General features: G+C 48.9%; 17 protein-coding genes and 1 pseudogene. 8 read left to right on the top strand and 10 right to left on the bottom strand.

The window, feature by feature from the left end; translation table 11 throughout:
• The first annotated feature begins 328 nt into the window (after positions 1–328).
• From BLS62_RS20115 to BLS62_RS20095, 5 genes and pseudogenes are all read left to right on the top strand, one after another.
• Positions 329–838: an invasion associated locus B family protein gene (locus tag BLS62_RS20115; RefSeq protein ID WP_244283601.1), complete on the top strand. Its 510-nt coding sequence runs from the start codon at positions 329–331 to the stop codon at positions 836–838.
• 247 nt (positions 839–1,085) lie between these two features.
• Complete coding sequence (rlmN, locus tag BLS62_RS20110; RefSeq protein ID WP_093184721.1) at positions 1,086–2,345, top strand: dual-specificity RNA methyltransferase RlmN; 1,260 nt, start codon at positions 1,086–1,088, stop codon at positions 2,343–2,345.
• A 125-nt stretch (positions 2,346–2,470) separates the two neighbouring features.
• Positions 2,471–2,971, top strand: a complete 501-nt coding sequence (locus BLS62_RS20105; protein WP_093184716.1) for a metal-dependent hydrolase — start codon at positions 2,471–2,473, stop codon at positions 2,969–2,971.
• A 13-nt stretch (positions 2,972–2,984) separates the two neighbouring features.
• Positions 2,985–3,521 carry a translation initiation factor 3 gene (locus BLS62_RS20100; RefSeq protein WP_093184710.1) on the top strand — a complete coding sequence of 179 codons (537 nt, stop codon included), beginning with the start codon at positions 2,985–2,987 and terminating at the stop codon, positions 3,519–3,521.
• 181 nt (positions 3,522–3,702) lie between these two features.
• Positions 3,703–3,906 (top strand): annotated as a pseudogene (locus tag BLS62_RS20095) (TM2 domain-containing protein); the annotation flags it as partial.
• Positions 3,907–3,970: 64 nt separating this feature from the next.
• Here BLS62_RS20095 and BLS62_RS20090 read toward each other — a convergent pair.
• Together BLS62_RS20090 and BLS62_RS20085 are read right to left on the bottom strand one after the other, a co-directional pair.
• Complete coding sequence (locus BLS62_RS20090) at positions 3,971–6,484, bottom strand: heavy metal translocating P-type ATPase (protein WP_208990981.1); 2,514 nt, start codon at positions 6,482–6,484, stop codon at positions 3,971–3,973.
• Between the two features lie 145 nt (positions 6,485–6,629).
• Positions 6,630–7,076: a MarR family winged helix-turn-helix transcriptional regulator gene (locus BLS62_RS20085; protein ID WP_093184695.1), complete on the bottom strand. Its 447-nt coding sequence runs from the start codon at positions 7,074–7,076 to the stop codon at positions 6,630–6,632.
• Between the two features lie 93 nt (positions 7,077–7,169).
• On the opposite strand from BLS62_RS20085, the gene BLS62_RS20080 reads away from it, so the two are divergent.
• On the top strand, positions 7,170–7,691 hold the full coding sequence (locus BLS62_RS20080) for a cytochrome b (RefSeq protein ID WP_093184691.1): 522 nt from the start codon (positions 7,170–7,172) through the stop codon (positions 7,689–7,691).
• A 23-nt stretch (positions 7,692–7,714) separates the two neighbouring features.
• Here BLS62_RS20080 and folK read toward each other — a convergent pair whose 3' ends face one another.
• From folK to BLS62_RS20060, 4 genes are all read right to left on the bottom strand, one after another.
• Positions 7,715–8,206, bottom strand: coding sequence for a 2-amino-4-hydroxy-6-hydroxymethyldihydropteridine diphosphokinase (gene folK, locus BLS62_RS20075; RefSeq protein ID WP_093184686.1), 492 nt, complete (start codon positions 8,204–8,206; stop codon positions 7,715–7,717).
• Entirely contained in the window at positions 8,203–9,027 is an 825-nt protein-coding gene (gene folP, locus BLS62_RS20070; RefSeq protein WP_093184682.1) for a dihydropteroate synthase, read from the bottom strand. The genes folK and folP overlap by 4 nt, the downstream gene beginning before the upstream one ends.
• A 155-nt stretch (positions 9,028–9,182) precedes the next feature.
• Positions 9,183–10,421, bottom strand: a complete 1,239-nt coding sequence (locus BLS62_RS20065; protein ID WP_093184678.1) for a multidrug effflux MFS transporter — start codon at positions 10,419–10,421, stop codon at positions 9,183–9,185.
• 177 nt (positions 10,422–10,598) lie between these two features.
• Entirely contained in the window at positions 10,599–11,489 is an 891-nt protein-coding gene (locus tag BLS62_RS20060; RefSeq protein ID WP_208990980.1) for an AraC family transcriptional regulator, read from the bottom strand.
• Between the two features lie 226 nt (positions 11,490–11,715).
• On the opposite strand from BLS62_RS20060, the gene BLS62_RS20055 reads away from it, so the two are divergent.
• Together BLS62_RS20055 and typA are read left to right on the top strand one after the other, a co-directional pair.
• The gene (locus BLS62_RS20055) at positions 11,716–12,096 is read left to right on the top strand and encodes a hypothetical protein (RefSeq protein ID WP_093184672.1); all 381 of its coding nucleotides are present in this window, start codon (positions 11,716–11,718) and stop codon (positions 12,094–12,096) included.
• A gap of 340 nt (positions 12,097–12,436) precedes the next feature.
• Positions 12,437–14,257 (top strand): translational GTPase TypA, encoded by a 1,821-nt coding sequence (gene typA / locus BLS62_RS20050; RefSeq protein ID WP_093184668.1) that lies wholly within the window; start codon positions 12,437–12,439, stop codon positions 14,255–14,257.
• Positions 14,258–14,306: 49 nt separating this feature from the next.
• Here the strand turns inward: typA and BLS62_RS20045 are convergent, their stop codons facing one another.
• The 4 genes from BLS62_RS20045 to BLS62_RS20030 form a co-directional block, all read right to left on the bottom strand.
• Positions 14,307–14,912 (bottom strand): TetR/AcrR family transcriptional regulator, encoded by a 606-nt coding sequence (locus BLS62_RS20045; RefSeq protein WP_093184664.1) that lies wholly within the window; start codon positions 14,910–14,912, stop codon positions 14,307–14,309.
• 9 nt (positions 14,913–14,921) lie between these two features.
• Positions 14,922–15,824, bottom strand: a complete 903-nt coding sequence (locus tag BLS62_RS20040) for an SRPBCC family protein (RefSeq protein WP_093184659.1) — start codon at positions 15,822–15,824, stop codon at positions 14,922–14,924.
• Positions 15,825–16,286: 462 nt separating this feature from the next.
• Positions 16,287–16,892 carry a superoxide dismutase family protein gene (locus BLS62_RS20035; RefSeq protein ID WP_093184655.1) on the bottom strand — a complete coding sequence of 202 codons (606 nt, stop codon included), beginning with the start codon at positions 16,890–16,892 and terminating at the stop codon, positions 16,287–16,289.
• 252 nt (positions 16,893–17,144) lie between these two features.
• Entirely contained in the window at positions 17,145–18,080 is a 936-nt protein-coding gene (locus BLS62_RS20030) for a prephenate/arogenate dehydrogenase family protein (RefSeq protein WP_093184650.1), read from the bottom strand.
• Between the last annotated feature and the right edge of the window lie 3 nt (positions 18,081–18,083).

Raw genomic sequence — 18,083 nt, 5'->3', positions numbered from 1 at the left:
AAAATCTATGCCTTTCACTGCAATTAGACCTTAGTTACTAGCAGTTTAAGCCAAATTCTCAGTGTTCATACATATCTACTGAGGTTTACAGAACAAAGCAAAGTTCACCTGGGAACACTACGCTTGATATTATGGCGGATCGTGCCACACTCCCGCCAGATTTCTGTAGCCAGCATGTGCTAACAGGTTCATTGGCAGATATTTTTTGCATCTGCTAAAACGGGGTATCAACCCTTTTGTAACCATCTTTAAAGTAACCCTAACATTACGTTTTATGGGTTCTGCACGGAATCTTAGATTTTGTCGCACGCAACGCGGTTTGGAGAAGATGCAAGCACGTATCCTGATGACTGCCATTATGGCTCTTGGTATTTCGGGCGCGACTGCAAATGCGCAGTCTCCTGCCCTATTGAAAGAAAACAAGGATTGGGCAACCTACACCTTTAACACCCAAGCGGGTGGAAAGGTGTGTTACGCCATTTCTGCACCAACACAATCACTGCCGACTGATAGAAATCATGGAGAGGTCTTCTTCTTTGTTTCTACCCGTCCAAGTGAAGGTGTAAACAGCGAACCGAGCTTTATAGTGGGTTACCCATTTAAAGCAGGCTCCTTGGTAACAGCCGACATTGACGGCCAGAAATTTACCATGTTCACCAAAGGTGATGGGGCTTGGGTTCAAAACGCTGCAGAAGAAAAGCGTTTGGTTGACGCCATGAAAGCAGGCAGAGCCATGTCTGTTTTTGGACAGTCCACACGGGGCACCCAAACATCCTACAAATTCTCTTTGAGCGGCATTACTGCTGCTGTTCGAGACGCATCTAACGCCTGTAAATAGGGCGTTGATTACATAAAAGTTTGAAATCTCAGAGGATTTTGTGCCTGCGCCAGCTTGCCGCCGCGCAATTTCAGATCTGGGATTTTCAAACTACGCGATTTCGGCTATAAGCGTGCCGAGTACGTAGGCGGTTGCTACTGGCGACCGCCTCTCGCATTTTTAAAGCAGCGGTGCAACAGGTGCTCATACGCCTGTAAGAAAGACTGCTTAAAGCCCAAGCTATCTAAGAACAACTGGTGAATTGACCATGGCGGTTTCGTTAGACATCGCGCACAACTCCGCTGATCCCGCGGCAGTCAGCGCAGTAAAATCCACTCCTGCAATACCTCGTATTGTAGAGGACAAGCCGTCCCTTATCGGCCTCAATCGTGAGGAGCTTGGCAAAGCTCTTGCCACAGCTGGTGTGCCTGAACGCCAAATCCGTATGCGCGTCAACCAAATGTGGCATTGGCTCTACGTGCGCGGCGTTTCTGATTTCAGCAAAATGAGCAATGTCTCGAAGGACCTTCGGACAAAGCTTGAGTTTGCGTTTACCATTGGGCGTCCTGAGATCGTTACAGAACAGATCTCCGTCGATGGTACGCGTAAATGGCTCTTCCGGTTCCCATCACGCGGTGCGGGCAAGCCAGTTGAGGTTGAAACTGTATACATCCCTGAAGAGGATCGCGGCACGCTCTGCATCTCTTCACAGGTTGGCTGTACCCTCACCTGCACCTTCTGTCATACCGGCACTCAGATGTTGGTGCGCAACCTCACAGCAGAAGAAGTCTTAGCTCAGTTGATGCTGGCAAAAGATCTCCTCAACGACTTCCCGGATGCAGATGCACCGGAAGGTGGTTTGGGTGCGTCCACATCCAACCGCCGCCGCATTACGAACCTCGTGATGATGGGCATGGGTGAGCCGCTCTACAATTTCGAGAACGTCAAAAAGGCACTCCTCATCGCATCTGATGGCGATGGGCTTTCCCTTTCCAAGCGCCGTATTACCTTGTCGACCTCTGGCGTTACACCGGGGATTGCACGAACTGGTGATGAAATCGGCTGTATGCTGGCAATCTCATTGCACGCAGTGACCGATGAGCTGCGCAATACGCTTGTACCAATCAACAAGAAGTACAATCTGGAAACACTTCTTGATGCCTGCCGTAATTACCCAGGCGTATCCAACGCAAAGCGCATCACGTTTGAGTATGTGATGCTGAAGGACGTCAACGACAGCCTTCAGGATGCAAAGAAGCTGGTGAAGCTGCTGGCTGGGATTCCTGCAAAAATCAACCTGCTGCCGTTCAACCCATGGCCGGGCTCTCCGTACGAGTGTTCCGACTGGGAACAAATTGAACGCTTTGCAGATGTCGTCAATGCAGCTGGATATGCCTCTCCAATCCGCACACCGCGTGGTCGGGACATTTTCGCAGCATGTGGTCAGCTGAAATCGACATCTGAACGCCTTCGTAAAACAGAACGTGAAGCACTTGAAAAAGCACAGGCTGAAGGCAAGGCCCAATAATTTCAAAATCTCATGTTACTAATACGAAACCCGGGGCGGGAAAACGTACCCGGGTTTTATTTTGCACAAAAGCCACTCACTCTTGCCACACTTTTAGCTAAAGCTGCCATCCAATTGTTATATCAATGGATTTTAAAGTGTTTATTGCTCATTTACCGGCCAGCTATTTGCTTGGCAAAGCAGGCGCGAAGCTCAATAAAATTGACGCAGCAGCAATCGTGTTGTGGACTTCGATTGGTGGAGTCCTACCTGATATCGATATGTTTTATTTCTATCTGATCGATAGTCAGAGCACCCATCATAGGTCCTATATTACCCATTGGCCTGTGACTTGGGTCATCGTAATTATCACTTCTCTACTCTTAATCCGTTTTCATAGGAGGTTAAGCATTGCACTCCTTGGTCTCGGCTTTGGCAGTATGCTGCATATGGTATTGGACAGTATAGCGGCGCCAGTTTTATGGATGGCTCCCTTTTCTCAAATGAAAATTGAGCTCATCACAATACCGGCTGTCTATGAAAACTATATCTGGAGCTTTGTCTTACACTGGACATTTGCATTTGAAGTCATCATTTGCATAGTGGCAGCTGTTGTTTTCTGGAAAAGCCGAACCCCACAACGATAAAGGATTAAGAGCAGTGATCGATGGAACCAAGCTTTTCATTCAGCTACTCCGTATCGCCCTTGGTTTCTCACTAGCAATCATTGCAGCAGGTCTTTTCATCTCGTGGGGCTTTTTTAAAACCCTGAGTATTCAAGGCGGCCCTGAAGCTGATATTATTCAGATGTTAGCGATCACGTGGAGCACCGCCGTTTCTGCAAGCATTATAGGCGCGCTCTCCCTCATCCCAAGCGGATTTGCTATTGGCTTTGCCGAACTCATGAAATGGAAAGGCGTAATCTACCACGTCGCAGCAGGCGGCATCATCGCTTTGGTCCTGTGGGGAATTGGTGGTGCTCTGCCTACGGATCTGTTTTACGCGACCAATGAGGCAGGCAGCGTCATTGCCTACTCCAGCTCCTCAACATCACTCGATCCGACAGAAGGTCTACGCCCTGGCTCTTCAATTGCAGCATCAGCCGGCTTCATCGCAGGTTTTATATACTGGCTGGTTGCAGGCCGGGTATCCGGAAGCTGGTGGATCGCCAAGCGTAAGAATCCCAACGATCTTTAAGAGGGCGGAATAACTCTTATATCTAGCCAATCTGCTTGCAATTCGACACGCGCTGGCGTGTCAAAAGGTACATTATGAACAAAATGAATTACTTTATGCAGCTCAAAATGCTGCGCGATTGCATTCCTGCCGACAAACGAGAAGATTTTGATATGATCTTCGCTGGTAGAGAAAAAACCCTGTTGTCGCTCTTGTCTTAGGGCTGTTTCTAGGTAGCTTTGGCATTGACCGCTTCTACACTGGTCAAATTGTTCTTGGTATTTTGAAACTGATTACCTTTGGTGCTCTGGGCATTTGGACGCTGATTGATTGGTTCCTGATCATGGGTGCAGCACGCAACCGTAATATAGAGATCGCCAACGAAGCTGCTCTCTATGTAAAATAGGCAACAAAAAGCCGAGACCTCATAAAGACCTCGGCTTTCTGTGTTCAGATTTTCAGGGACGAAGCTACTCAGATTTGTCCTTCAGAAGCCTCAATGCGTTGGAAACAACGATCAACGTTGCACCGACATCGCCTAGGATTGCGGCCCAAAGACTTGCAAAGCCCATAGCAGTCAGCACCACCAGAACTCCCTTCACAACAAACGCGAACCCTATGTTCTGATGAATAATCCGAAGTGTTCGCTTGGAATGCTGTATCAGCCAAGGCAACCGAGAAAGATCATCTTTCATCAGTGCGATATCAGCTGTCTCAATCGCGGCATCTGAGCCAATAGCACCCATAGCGATACCAAAACTGGCACGCGCCATCGCTGGGGCATCATTCACGCCATCCCCAATCATCGCGACGGTTTCATATTCTTCCGCAAGTCGCTCAACTGCTGCGACCTTGTCTTCTGGCAGAAGTTCAGCGTGGACTTCATCAATGCCAACAGACGCAGCAACACGCTCTGCGGTTGCCTTATTATCGCCGGTCAACATAACCAGTTTCTCAACACCCGCCTCGTGAAGTTGTTTAACCAGTTCACCAGCAGTATCGCGAACAGTATCAGCAAGGGCAATCAAACCGCAGACATGGCTATCGGTACCGACAGCAACAACAGTCTTACCTTGTGCTTCCAGTTCACGTGCTTTGGCATCAGCATCGCCAATATCAAAGTTCTTCTCATTCAGAAAGCGGCGGGATCCTAGCCAATAGCTCTTTCCATTCCGTTGACCAGAAAGACCCCGACCCGGTAGCAGCTCAACATTTTCAGCTGCTTTATACTCAACACTGTCTTCTTTCGCACGCGTCAGAATTGCATTCGCAAGAGGGTGAGTGCTGCGAGCTTCCAAAGAAGCAGCCCGTCTAATCAGCTCTTCAACGCTATGACCTGACAGAGGGTAAACATCAGTTACGACAGGCAAGCCGTTTGTAATAGTACCAGTCTTATCAAAAGCGAGTGCTTTCAATCGCGCAGGCAACTCAAGGAACACGCCACCTTTGATCAAAACGCCATTCCGCGCCGCGGAAGTAAGGCCAGCAACGATGGAAACGGGTGTTGAGATAACCAAAGCACAAGGGCAGGCAATAACCAGCAGAACTAGCGCACGGTAGAACCAATCCATCCATACAGCGCCGAATACCAGTGGGGGGACCACTGCCATAAGAACAGCAAGCACCATCACTGCAGGCGTATAAACGCGCGCAAATTTCTCTACCCACTGTTCAGCGGCTGCACGGTTTGCTTGCGCTTCACTCACCATACGAATAATGCGGGCAAGCATTGTGTCATCAGCGGGCTTGGTGGCTTCTACTTCAAAACTACCCTCACCGTTAATCGTACCGGCGTAAACATTATCGCCAACTTCCTTCAACACCGGCACACTCTCGCCAGTGATCGGCGCCTGATCAACGCTACCAATACCCTTACGGACGACACCGTCGAGCGGAATACGGTCACCACCACGAACAATAAAGATCGCCCCTGGCGTAACGATTGTCGCTGATACCTCTTTTTCCGTGCCGTCAGCGTTGAGTAAAAGAACTGTGCTTGGTGCGATATCCATCAAGGCCGCAACGGCTCTTCGAGCTCGGCCAACACTCCAACTTTCCAGATAAAGTGAAAGAGAAAACAGGAATGCAACTGTTGCGCCTTCAAACCATTCGCCAATACCAACAGCACCAATGACTGCCACAAGCATAAGCAGGTTCATATCCGGACGTAACGTTTTGAGAGCATACCAGCCTTTAGGTGCCACCAATCTCAAACCAGCAACAATCGCGAGGAGGTACATTATCTCAACAGGGCCGGAAGGAACGGATCCAAAAACGCTAAATAGATCCGTCGAAGTTGTGCTCGCAAAGTATAGGGCAGATTGCAGCACTAAAGCCACAGCCCAAAATAAACCACTCGTAGTCGTAAGGGTTCCAAGGCGGCGATGCTGTTTTACACGCGCATCAGCAGCCTCTTCCTCGACAAACAATGCTGCCTTCATACCAGTGCCGTTAACGGCTTTGATGATCAAATCATCCCGCACATCTTTAGCAACAGGTGAGACAATCATTTTGCCATTGAGCACATCAAAGGCAAGGTATTCACTATCACCAACCACTGGCCCGACAACGCGTCGAAGAATACCCATTTCCTCTGCGCAACAAAGTCCCTCAATACGGAAAGAACGTGAGCCCTTCCAGTTGGTCACATCAGGAATAGCCGCTTCGCTGTGACTGGAACAACCGCAACCGGTATGAGTATGAGCGTGGGTTTCCATTTGTGTATGACTATGGTCGTGATCATGAGCGTGGGTATGATCGTGGTTGTGGTCGTCATTCGCTTTACCAGAACAGCAGCCTCCTTTTTTTTCAGAGGAGGAAGAGCAGTTAGACCCACCTTCAGCCGGAGCTTTGCTTTCGCCCCCACAATTGGAGTTGGTGTTCTTTTGCTCTTGTTGATGGTCATGTGAACAACAGGACTTTGATTCAAGCTCTCCGGAGCTCACATCGGGATCAACTTGGTTTCTATCGTCCGCGCTAGACATGTTTCGCTCCATGCAATATTGCCATTGCAAAAGAAGATAAGACCTCTAGTCGCTATAGCTTCAAGGGCAAAATATAATTTTTATGAATATATATGTCAGAGATACCAAAAGTTTTGAAAGACACCCTAAATTCGAACTCTAAACATTAAGAGCTTGCGGCAAGCCCATTGGCATTTTTCAACATTCTTTCCAGCATCGGAAACAACTGCTGTTGCTCCTCCTCAGAAAAATCAGAGAGCAGAATTCCATTCACATGCTTATACATACCAATGAGATGAGAAAGCTCCTGCCCCTCTTTGGTAAGATGAATATTCACAGAGCGCTTGTCACCAACAACAGACACGCGCGTTACCAGCCCTCGACTCTCCATCCGGTCCAATAACCGGGAAAGAGCTGCAGTCTTTTTACCAGAATACTCCGCAAGAGCAGATACGCTCAGACAGTCTTGCCCCCAAAGGGCGGATAGCACGACCCATTGTGCGAGAGAAATATCGTGGGGACGCAAGAATTCTTCAGCCAGAGCACACGCGGAATCGGAGAGAGAATAGAGCAACCGCCCCATAGAAGGCAGATAGGAGACAGTTTCAGTCATTTGATCCCTGAGGATTTTTACGCATTATATTATTGACATCTAATTTACATGTAAACTAAAGTTGTTTTGTGTTCTTCGCCAAGGATAAAATAGATGGCCTCTCAAAACAAATACAGTCCTCCTACAATCATTTTGCATTGGCTGTTTGCCGTTACAATTATCACGGTCTTCATCCTAGGCAAGGTTTTGGTCGGAACAGAAATTTCGCCCACGAAACTAAATGTCTTCATGACCCATGCCGCATTGGGAGGGCTTACAGGATTATTTCTGGTTTACCGGATCATCCTGCTGTTCAAACATGCACGCCCTGCTCCAGACCCATCGTGGAACATTGCAATGCGCGCAGTTTCAAAGCTCGTTCACCTGCTTTTATACCTAGCACCTCTCGCCCTCGTTCTCTCAGGAATGAGCATGTCACTGCTTGCAGGTTTGATGAACATCGCAATTGCTGGAGACTGGCAGGCATGGCCAATCAACATCACCGTACTACCAGTCGAATTGCACGGTCTGGCAGCCCCAGTTCTCTTGGCATCATTCGCGTTGCATGTTGCCGGCGCTCTGTACCATCAATTTATCATGAAGGATAATCTGATGGCCCGCATGAAAACCATTTAACAGAACAACACGAGCGAAGGCATCTAGAGCATGTAGATGCCTTCTTTATCGCCGCAAGTCATCAACGCATCAGCTGCTGTACGCCCATCCAGCAATTCGGCATCTGGCCAAATTTCGGTAAGGGGGATCAACACAAACGCACGCTCACCCATACGTGGATGCGGCACCTGTAGTCCCTCTTCTTCCACGCTTGCATGGTCGTAGATCAGGAGATCAATGTCGATCGTCCGAGGGCCCCACCGAACATCACGAACACGCCCCAACTGCAGTTCAACCGCAAGGCCCGCATCCAAAAGTGCACGAGGCGAAAGAGACGTCTCAAGTGTAATACAGCAATTGCGATAATCATCTTGCAGAACCGGACCCCAGGGCGGGGTACGGTAATCTGATGATTTCTTGAGAACATTGATACCGTCAACTGCGCCCAGTGCCGCAATAGCAGCATCAATATTCGCTTTGGTGTCACCTAGGTTTGAGCCCAGACCGAGAGCTGCAACAATCTTTTCTTCTGTCATTCTTGGCTGCTGCCTAATTCTTTCATCGCCTGATAGATGCGTGTCGCATCAGCATGTGCTTTCACATCATGAGCTCTGATGATTTGCGCGCCACCAGCCAGTGCCAAAGTATGCACCGCCAGCGAACCACACATACGATCTGAAGCTTCATTTTCCAGAATGTAACCGATCATTCGTTTACGAGATGCACCGGCCAACACAGGACATCCATATTTTTTTAGCTCGGAGAAGCGTTTCAAAATCTCATAGTTCTGTGAGAGTGATTTACCAAACCCAAAACCGGGATCAAGGATCTGGTGTTCCGCTGGGATACCGGCATCACGGGCCAGTTTCAAAGAGTGGGCAAAAAACTGCTCCATGTCAGCCATGACATCGAGGGTATCGTCCACCTCAACGCGATTATACATCATGATGACAGGGACACCAGCATCCGCAACCACACGCGCCATATCCGGGTCTTTTTGCAAGCCCCAAACATCATTGATGATGTGCGCACCGGCTTTACATGCCTCAGCTGCAACACGCGCTTTGTAGGTGTCAATGGAGATCAAAACGGGCAAGTTTTTCAGAAGATCCAGTACCGGCAGGACCCTATCCAATTCGGCCTGCTCCTCAACAAAGGTTGCTCCTGGGCGCGTACTTTCCCCACCGACATCAATGATGTCAGCACCTTCAGCAATCATCTCTTTTGCATGTATCAGTGCTGCTGCGGGAGCATCAAATTGCCCTCCGTCAGAAAAGCTGTCAGGCGTTACATTGAGAATGCCCATAACAAGCGGTCGCTTGGAATTATCCAGCATCTGATGATTGAACTCTGCCATAAGGACTTCACCTCTCCCTCTCAGGCCCCTCATAGCCTCCCCCTGCCCGTGTTTCCAGCAAAAATCAAGCAGCCCAACGGCAGTCACAACACAAAACTGTCATCACTCAACCAACGCGGGACACCCCGGTACCAACGAAAAGGGGAAGAAAGCTCCTAAAGGTGTGCTGTGTGCTCATCCAGATGCTCTCTCTTCTTCACTGGGAGAAAATAGATAACAAGTGCCGTAAGGGCCATTCCGGGCACCACAATACCAAGCGCCTCGATCGGATCAGGTACAAGCACCGCTGCTACAAAGCTTCCGCAAAGACCACCCGCCATTTGCATAAAACCCATGAGCGCAGATGCAGCACCCGCGATTTCGGGAAACGGCTCCATCCCCCGCATAGATAAAGCCGGAAGCGCCATCGATGCACCGAACGCAAAGACGCCAACCGGGACCATAATACTAAGGAAACTAAGGTATCCGATTTGTGTGATTGCAAATAAACCGAGTCCTCCACTAGCACTAAGCAGCAAGGCTGGGGCTAAAAGAGATTCAGAGCTAAACCTCTTCAGCAGCAACCGCGTCACCAATCCTCCAGCAAAAAAGGAACCGGATTGTAAAATCATGCCGAACCCGAACTGCAGAGGTGTCAAACCGAGTCGCTCAATAAGTGCGAATGGCAGCACTGTCGAGAGCGTGTAGATAACGCCGATTGAAAACCCTAACATCAAAGATGGGCGCATAAACTCAAAGGAACACAGCAAGGTCTTATAAGACTCCAGCATTCGCTTAGGTTGGATGCGCTTCACGTCCCGATGAAGATTGGTTTCCGGCAGTGCTGTCAAAGTCATCACAAGAATGAAAATCGCGTAGAGCACCATTAGAATAAAAATGGCCTGCCACCCAAAAACACCTAGGGTGAGCGCTCCAATGCTAGGGGATAACGCCGGTCCAATCCCAAGCATTACAGCCAGCAAATTCATAATTCGAGCCCCGGCCTCACCGGAAAACTGATCCCGAACAATCGCACGGGCCACAGCAATGCCACTCGAAGCGCCAATACCCTGGATCAAACGCCCAACAAGCAAACTGTCAATATTGGGAGCAAGCCAGGCAAGCAAACTACCCACTAAATAGAGGCTGAAGAATCCAACAATAACAGGTCGGCGACCAAACGCATCTGACAGAGGTCCACAAATTAGCTGAGCAAAGGTGAAACCGGCGAAATAAACAGTCAGCGTCAATTTCGCGATAGCCGCACTTGTTCCAAATGCTGCAGCAAGTTCCGGTAACGCTGGCGTATAAAGTGACATGGAGAGTGGGCCAATCGTGACCAATAGCGCACCAAATACCGCAGTTTTTCCGGCAGAAAGCACCGGCTCAGGCGGAGTGACACTTGCCTTTGTCATTTCATATTCCCAAGGCAAGGCATTCAGCTAACCAATATGCACTTCACCAATTTTCATGAAAAATAATATTATTGGACGGCAACCCTAGGGAAATTACAAAGGTCATGCAATAAAAAACACGTACCCCGATTGTTACGGAGTACGTGCTGATATTCGTATCTGCCAAAACCGCCTCGTTTAAGGCAAAGTTCTGAACTTTGCGGCTTCCTGAGTAGGTGAGCTACCAAAGAACCGTTTAAACTCACGGCTGAATTGGGATGGACTCGCATACCCAACACGATAAGCCGCCTGACTGGCGCTCATGTTTTGGCTCAACATCATAGAACGCGCTTTGTGCAAGCGAATTGACTTCACATATTGCAGCGGAGACAGCCCAGTAGCGCCTTTGAACCCGGCATGGAATGCTGAAATGCTCATGCACGCCATCTTGGCCATCTGATCGACGCTTAAATTTGTTGAGAAATCCTCATGCAAAACCTGAAGAACTCTCGCCATTCCCTGTGATTTCTCACTATTCTGGAAAAGCACCCGAAGGCTCGCTCCATAGTCGGATTTCAGCACGTGGTACAAAAACTCTCGATAATAGTTGTCGGCGAGAATTTTCGTTTGTTCTTCGTTATTTAGCGTCTGTATCAAACGGCAAACAGAAAATAGCGCTTCATCAGACAAATGGGCAGGTCGACCAAGCGCTTCGCCATATTCAAACTCGAGCGGCTCCTGTTCGATCAACAACATCAACTCGGCTAGAACATTGATATCTATAGCCAGATTGACGGCGTAAAGCGGCTTTTCACGCGACGCTTCTATAATCTCAATCTCTAACGGGATTGGAGAAACAAGCGCAACATAGCTGTGCTGTGAATAGAGAAAACTCTGGCTACCCAGATGCCCTCTAACCAGCCCTTGGAAAACTATACGAATGCTTGGTGAATACATAACTGCACGAGGCTTTGTGCCAGTTGTCATGCGAATCACTTCAACGCATTCATGTCCGGTTGCACTCAATCCCTCACTTGGGGCAAGGGGTGCAAACCACTCTTCTAACCACTGCTGGGTTGCAAATTGCATTGGCTTTCCAACAACTTTTGGGATTACGTGCACAGGGGTATTCTATTATTTTATAATTACCCACCCCGGATAAGTTGGTGTAAATATTAGGGATTGCAATACCCAATATTGCGATATTGAATGGTATTAGATTGTCATATTCCTTTTTGTAGTCAAGCGGCTGTCTTTGAACCGGCGCATACCAGCAATTTATTTTATCCAAAGGTCTAAATTGAAGGAGCATTGCTTGCTATTTCCTGAGGTATCTAAACTTGAAGAACAAAAGCAGGAGTTGCAAGCGAGTTTTCGTGAGCGTGGTTACGCGTTTCACCACCAGATAGATAAGCCTGGACGAATGTGGCGGAATCTTTATGCCGAGTCCGAGGAGATATTTGTCGCGTTGACCGAAGGAATATCGTTGGGTATCAAGGATCAGTTCTTTAATCTGGCACCCTTTGAAGAGTTTTTAATACAAGCCGGCCAACGCTTTGACATCATTGGTAGATGTCCTGATGAATGCCAATGGATTCATGCCTATGAACTTGCGGAAATTGGTATCCAATCCAGATTAATGCGTAAGTCAGGCCTTTTGACTTTCGAAGATTATAGCTTCCTCTGCGAAGAATAATGAGATAACACGAGCGAGCTAAACTCAAATTTACAAAGCCTATGCGCTTGTAAAACTGCTGATACGCATATCGTGTAAGCAGTAGGATATAGATATGTTCTTCTAATAAATTGCGTCATTTTTGGGGCAAGAAGCCCCGAGACAAGCAAGGCAGCCTCTGAAAAGGTATGCCCGACTAAATACTTAGCGGTTATTTAGCAAGCCTGTTTGAATTGACACAAAAATAGGATAGAAGAGCCCATCTTTCACTATAGAAAACCTAAATTGAAGGAATGGCGTGGATTGGGCCTCCCATAATCCTCCCACACGTCACGACTTCCCATGGCCAAACGGAGCCACCATGAAACTTCGCAATATTGCGATCATCGCCCACGTTGACCACGGCAAAACGACCCTGATCGACGTCCTGTTGAGACAGTCCGGCGTCTTCCGCGAGAATCAACGCACCCAAGACCGCATGATGGACTCCAACGACATCGAGCGTGAACGTGGCATCACCATCCTTGCTAAGAACACCTCGCTGGTTTGGAACAACACACGTATCAACATCGTTGACACCCCAGGTCATGCCGATTTCGGTGGTGAAGTAGAACGTATTCTACACATGGTGGATGGCGTTGTTCTTCTTGTTGATGCTGCTGAAGGTCCGATGCCTCAGACGAAATTCGTGCTCGGCAAAGCGCTTAAGCTTGGCCTGAAGCCAATCGTTGCGATCAACAAAATTGATAAGCCAGAACAGCGTGCTGACGAAGTTCTGGATGAAGTGTTCGATCTCTTCGGCGCGCTGGACGCAAACGAAGAGCAGCTCGACTTCCCTGTCGTCTACGGTTCTGCAAAACAGGAATGGATGGCTCTGGAAGCCACTGGTCCTCAGGAATCCATGGCACCTCTTTTCGACATGATCCTCGATCATGTTAAAGAGCCAGAGTCTGAAGAAGGCGAATTCCGCCTGTTGGCAACAACCATTGAATCAGATCCGTTCTTGGGTCGTATTCTCACAGGTCGCATCGCCTCCGGTGTTGCAACACCAAACATGTCGGTTAAATCACTGACACGTGATGGTGAAGTTGTCGAAACTGGTCGTATCTCCAAGGTCCTCGCATTCCGTGGTCTTGAGCGTCAGGCAATTGAAGAAGGCGTCGCAGGCGACATCGTCTCTATTGCTGGTCTTACAAAGACCACTGTTGCAGATACAATCGTTGCGCCACAGGTCACCGTGCCAATTTTGGCACAGCCAATCGATCCGCCAACACTGTCCATGATGTTCCGCGTGAACGATGGCCCTCTTGCAGGCACCGAAGGTTCTAAAGTTCAGTCCCGCGTTATCCGCGAACGTCTGATGAAAGAAGCTGAAGGTAACGTCGCCCTGAAGATCGCAGAAACTGCAGAAGCAGATGCTTTCATCGTATCAGGTCGTGGCGAATTGCTGCTGGCAATTCTTATTGAAAACATGCGCCGTGAAGGCTTCGAACTTTGTGTCGGCCGCCCACGCGTTGTTTATCAGGAAGACGCAAACGGCAAGCGCCTTGAGCCAATCGAAGAAGTCATCATCGACGTCGACGAAGAATACACCGGTGCTGTTGTTCAAAAGCTTACAGAACGCAAAGCCGAATTGCTTGAAATGCGCCCATCCGGCGGCGGACGTACGCGTCTGGTATTCCACTCTCCGACCCGTGGCCTTATTGGTTACCAGGCTGAGTTGATGTCAGATACGCGCGGTTCCGCAATCTTCAACCGTGTATTCTATGAATACGCGCCGTTCAAAGGCGCAATTCAAGGCCGTAACACGGGCGTTCTTCTCTCCAATGGCGATGGTCACGCAGTTGCGTTTGCACTGTTTAACCTCGAAGATCGTGGTCCAATGATGATTTCTCCAGGTACTAAAGTGTACCAGGGCATGATCATTGGTGAACACACACGCGGAAACGACTTGGAAGTTAACGTGTTGAAGGGCAAGCAGCTCACCAACATGCGTTCCTCCGGTAAGGATGATGCAGTCAAGCTGACGACTCCGATCAATCTGAGCCTTGAAGGCGCACTTTCTTACATCGCGGAAGATGAACTCGTGGAAGTCACTCCCGATTCCATTCGTCTGCGTAAAGCACTGCTTGACCCGCATGACCGTAAACGTGCTGGTCGCGCATCAAACAAAGCTACTTAATTCATCAGTTATGGTGAGTTGTATAAGGGAGGGCCTCGGCTCTCCCTTTTTATTTGGGCGAAAGAAACTCACCCAACTCGTCCAAAAAGACAGCCTGTCCCTGCTCAAAAATCTCGGTGCCCGGCGCTGTGCCTGTAACCAGTTCAGTGACTTGAGGCAAAAGATGAGGAACCGAAAGCATCCCAAGCAGTGCCAGAAATAGGTATTGAGTATCCAGAGAAGAAGGTAATTTCCCGTCCTCTTTCAATTTTTCCAACACCGCAATTTGCTGAGCGTAATAAGCTTGCCTTTGGTCAGCATGGACGAGTTTTTCACCCTCAAAATCTAAAGCCTCTCTCATGAGCAGCTTGAAGAAATCAGCATCTTTTTGGTTCGCCTGAGACCACACAAGCAACATTTCAGAGAGCGACCCGGAAACACTTGAGCGTGTCTTTTCCCGCTCCTCAAATCGCGCCGTCAATACAGCCTCAAACAGCAGCTCTTTAGACTTGAAGTGTTTATAAACCAGCGCTTTATTGTAACCAGCACGATCTGCAACATGCTCCATACGCACCCCATCAACACCACGCTCAATAAACTCAAGCATAGCCGCTTTCAGAATATCTGCTCGGCTATTGCCACGCTTAGTCGTGCGTACTGGTTTGATCTTTTCCATCGTCAGCCTCTAAGCAACTTCGTCCATTTGCTTCTTCTTTTTCAACGCAGCCCGGTCCATGCTTTTAATAGTAGAAGCCATGTCCTTTCGCATACGCAACTCCATAACAGGCATAAGAAAGACAATACTCAATTGCACTTTCGGCTCGACTATCCAGTATACACTCACAGTGGTCTGGTTTTGCCGTGTTACGAGCCGCCATCCACCCAGCATTTTTTGGAATGGAAATGGGAAATCTGGTTCATCTGCATTGAAAATCACATCAAATCCATCTCTTGGCACCCACGCAGTCACTGTCTCCGCCCATCTTGCACCATCCAGAGAAGCACACTCACGCCTCACGCCTAAACTCGGGTCTCTCCCTCCAACAAGCTCCGAAGAGGCTAGGTTTTGCGTATGTTTCTTGATGCCACCAAGATCAGAAAGGACAGGCCAAAACTGCTCCACGTTGCTTTTCACGTCGACAGATATAACCAAAGCATAATCTACAGCTGTCTGCCGATAAAGCCTCACAATACCCATGAGTTGAAGCGTACCAAACAGCGCTACGGTGCTTGCAACGCCCCATGTAAATATCCACCCACCACTATCCATCAGAGAACAAGCAAACATGGCTGAGAGAGCAGTGCCAACAACCCAGAGATAGTCACCTATGCTAAAAAGAAGGCTCCAAGCCTTTGGCGGGTTGGATTGAACTCCTTGCCAAACCAAAGCACCCGCAAACACTAAAAGCCCTGCCCCAATAAAGAACCAAAGATGAGGGCCTTGCCACCCAATTGCCTCAGACACTGTACTGGGCATCGCTAACATCAAAATCCCACACCCCGCCGAAAACAAAGCGTTTCCGAGAAGTGCAACGCGTAGAAACCCAACCGAACCCACACGGGGCAAATCTCTCAATTCCAGAGCCATGGTTTTCTCCAAACATAAGTAACGTTATCGTTATTTATGTTTGGATTTGCTGCAAGGTCAACGCTGTGGCTCCTCAACTCACTGTGAACAAAAAGACTTCCACATAATGTCACAGAGCGGCTTCTATATTTTACAATAGGTTACAGCTATGCAGCACACTCGCGCATTTTTTCTCAGTGACCTATGGCTCTGCAGACTTCATCCCCTGCCGTCGTTTCCGGTGTGCCTTCGCCCTCTTGGTTGTCGTCCGTGATCCGTCAGGAGACCAGCCCGGAGTTCACTACGTAAATCCAATGAGCTCCTGCAAGGGCCGCGCACCTCTGACATCCATCAGTTTCGCCAGCTATTCATGAAACGCGACGACCAACAAGCTGTTGGTCTCCCAGTTTTTGCCAATTCCATACTTCCGTGGTTCTTCTTTCACCTCAGGTACGAAAGTGCCAAACATCCTATCCCAAACAATCACTTTACAGGGGTTTGCGCACCTTCCGGATAACTCAGGAAGCCATCAGCATTTTGGGTCAGAGGCACAATCACGCCACAAGCGATACGCCCACCAGCATCTCCGGTAGGCTGGCTGTGATAATCATCAGGGCTATCATGCACGATGAAAGCACGACCCGGTCCACCAATCACACTCTCACTGTCATCAGGGGCAAGGTCCAAAGTCTCAGTAAAATACTCAACCGTAAGCTTGCCATTTTCAGGGACATGCAGGTTCGGCATATCTCCGGCATGCGGCCCATCAGGGACTTCAATCCCATGTTCATGTCCATCAGGTGCAAAATGACCACCTGCAGCGCCAAAATCAGGCTCGCAAAGCCCCTGTTCATGGACGTGGAACCCATGAACGCCGGGAGGCAAGCCATCAAACTCAGCAGTAATATGCAGAACCTGACTTGGGCTCTCAACCAGAACAACTTTGCCAACTTGCTTGCCATTCACATCTTTCATAATGGCCATGGCAGCAGGACCTGCCGGAACTTTCTCTTCTTTAGATGCTAAAGCGGCAAAACTTGCAGCGGCAAAACCTGCTGCAATTACTGCAGCATATCCATTAAATTTCATTGCTGGGATACTCCTGAGAGACCGTTAGTCACTCATAGGATATGCAGCCAACGACAACCTACAAAGCATCGCTTCAAACCTCAGTAAACCAATGCCAATAAGCATTGCGAAAAATTGAGTTGTCTCAGTCACCACTTCAAAACACAGGCAATCTCCCTGGATTGATTGCGGGACATCGGCACAGCAAAAAACCCGAGTAGATTTTCACATCTCACCCGGGTCCAATTCATCTCGCGTATTGCCAAAATCAGCCTATTCGGCAGGTTCGCCCTTTTCGTTCTCACGACCAAAGTTCGGAGCTGCAGATTCCTGACCAGCTGCGACAAGTTGCTGACGAATATCCTTTGTGCGGGTAAACATCTTGAACAGCGCGTCACCATCCCCCCAGCGTATCGCACGCTGCAAGGCTGAAAGATCCTCAGAGAACCGTGACAGCATCTCCAGAATGGCTTCTTTGTTGTTCAGGCACACATCCCGCCACATGGTCGGGTCCGATGCAGCCAAACGCGTAAAATCGCGGAAACCGGAAGCTGAGTATTTGATGACTTCCGACTTGGTCACCGTTTCTAGGTCATCAGCGGTGCCAACAATGTTGTAAGCGATGATGTGCGGAAGGTGAGATACAACAGCCAACACCAAATCATGATGCTCAGCATCCATAGTATCCACGTGAGAACCACACCCTTCCCAAAACGCTGTCAGGCGATCAATGGCAACCTGATCGGTCTCGTCATCTGGTGTAATAATGCACCAACGATTCTCAAAAAGAGACGAAAAGCCGGCATCTGGCCCAGAATACTCCGTACCAGCAATCGGGTGCCCTGCGATGAAATGGACACCTCCCGGCATATGCGGCTTCATCGCAGCAACGACTGCTGCTTTCACTGAGCCTACGTCGGTAACAATGGCACCTTTGGCAAGGTGTGGGCCAATTGCCCTAGCAACGGCGCCGCATGCCCCAACAGGCACACACACAATTACGAGGTCTGCACCTTTTACCGCTTCTGCTGCGTCCAGATAATATCGGTCCCCAAGTTTCAACTCTTCCGCACGCTTCAAAGTTACCTCTGAGCGTGTGGATACAACTATTTCATGCGCCAGTTTTTCACGGCGAATGACATGCGAAAGAGAAGAGCCGATCAAACCGATACCAATCAGTGCGACCCGGCTAAACAAGGGTTCAGACATGAA

Origin of the sequence: Pseudovibrio sp. Tun.PSC04-5.I4, assembly GCF_900104145.1 — a bacterium.
GTDB lineage: Bacteria > Pseudomonadota > Alphaproteobacteria > Rhizobiales > Stappiaceae > Pseudovibrio.
The sequence above is the reverse complement of the archived record's forward strand: the minus strand, read 5'-3'. Positions and strand labels throughout refer to the sequence as shown.

Excerpts from the sequence above, each read along its gene's own strand:
- BLS62_RS20060 (WP_208990980.1), bottom strand. The coding sequence starts at position 11,489 with ATGCAATTTGCAACCCAGCAGTGGTTAGAAGAGTGGTTTGCACCCCTT.
- BLS62_RS20090 (WP_208990981.1), bottom strand. The coding sequence starts at position 6,484 with ATGTCTAGCGCGGACGATAGAAACCAAGTTGATCCCGATGTGAGCTCC.
- BLS62_RS20105 (WP_093184716.1), top strand. The coding sequence starts at position 2,471 with ATGGATTTTAAAGTGTTTATTGCTCATTTACCGGCCAGCTATTTGCTT.
- folK (WP_093184686.1), bottom strand. The coding sequence starts at position 8,206 with ATGACAGAAGAAAAGATTGTTGCAGCTCTCGGTCTGGGCTCAAACCTA.
- BLS62_RS20085 (WP_093184695.1), bottom strand. The coding sequence starts at position 7,076 with ATGACTGAAACTGTCTCCTATCTGCCTTCTATGGGGCGGTTGCTCTAT.
- BLS62_RS20115 (WP_244283601.1), top strand. The coding sequence starts at position 329 with ATGCAAGCACGTATCCTGATGACTGCCATTATGGCTCTTGGTATTTCG.
- BLS62_RS20030 (WP_093184650.1), bottom strand. The coding sequence starts at position 18,080 with ATGTCTGAACCCTTGTTTAGCCGGGTCGCACTGATTGGTATCGGTTTG.
- typA (WP_093184668.1), top strand. The coding sequence starts at position 12,437 with ATGAAACTTCGCAATATTGCGATCATCGCCCACGTTGACCACGGCAAA.
- BLS62_RS20035 (WP_093184655.1), bottom strand. The coding sequence starts at position 16,892 with ATGAAATTTAATGGATATGCTGCAGTAATTGCAGCAGGTTTTGCCGCT.
- rlmN (WP_093184721.1), top strand. The coding sequence starts at position 1,086 with ATGGCGGTTTCGTTAGACATCGCGCACAACTCCGCTGATCCCGCGGCA.
- BLS62_RS20045 (WP_093184664.1), bottom strand. The coding sequence starts at position 14,912 with ATGGAAAAGATCAAACCAGTACGCACGACTAAGCGTGGCAATAGCCGA.
- BLS62_RS20065 (WP_093184678.1), bottom strand. The coding sequence starts at position 10,421 with ATGACAAAGGCAAGTGTCACTCCGCCTGAGCCGGTGCTTTCTGCCGGA.
- BLS62_RS20040 (WP_093184659.1), bottom strand. The coding sequence starts at position 15,824 with ATGGCTCTGGAATTGAGAGATTTGCCCCGTGTGGGTTCGGTTGGGTTT.
- folP (WP_093184682.1), bottom strand. The coding sequence starts at position 9,027 with ATGGCAGAGTTCAATCATCAGATGCTGGATAATTCCAAGCGACCGCTT.
- BLS62_RS20080 (WP_093184691.1), top strand. The coding sequence starts at position 7,170 with ATGGCCTCTCAAAACAAATACAGTCCTCCTACAATCATTTTGCATTGG.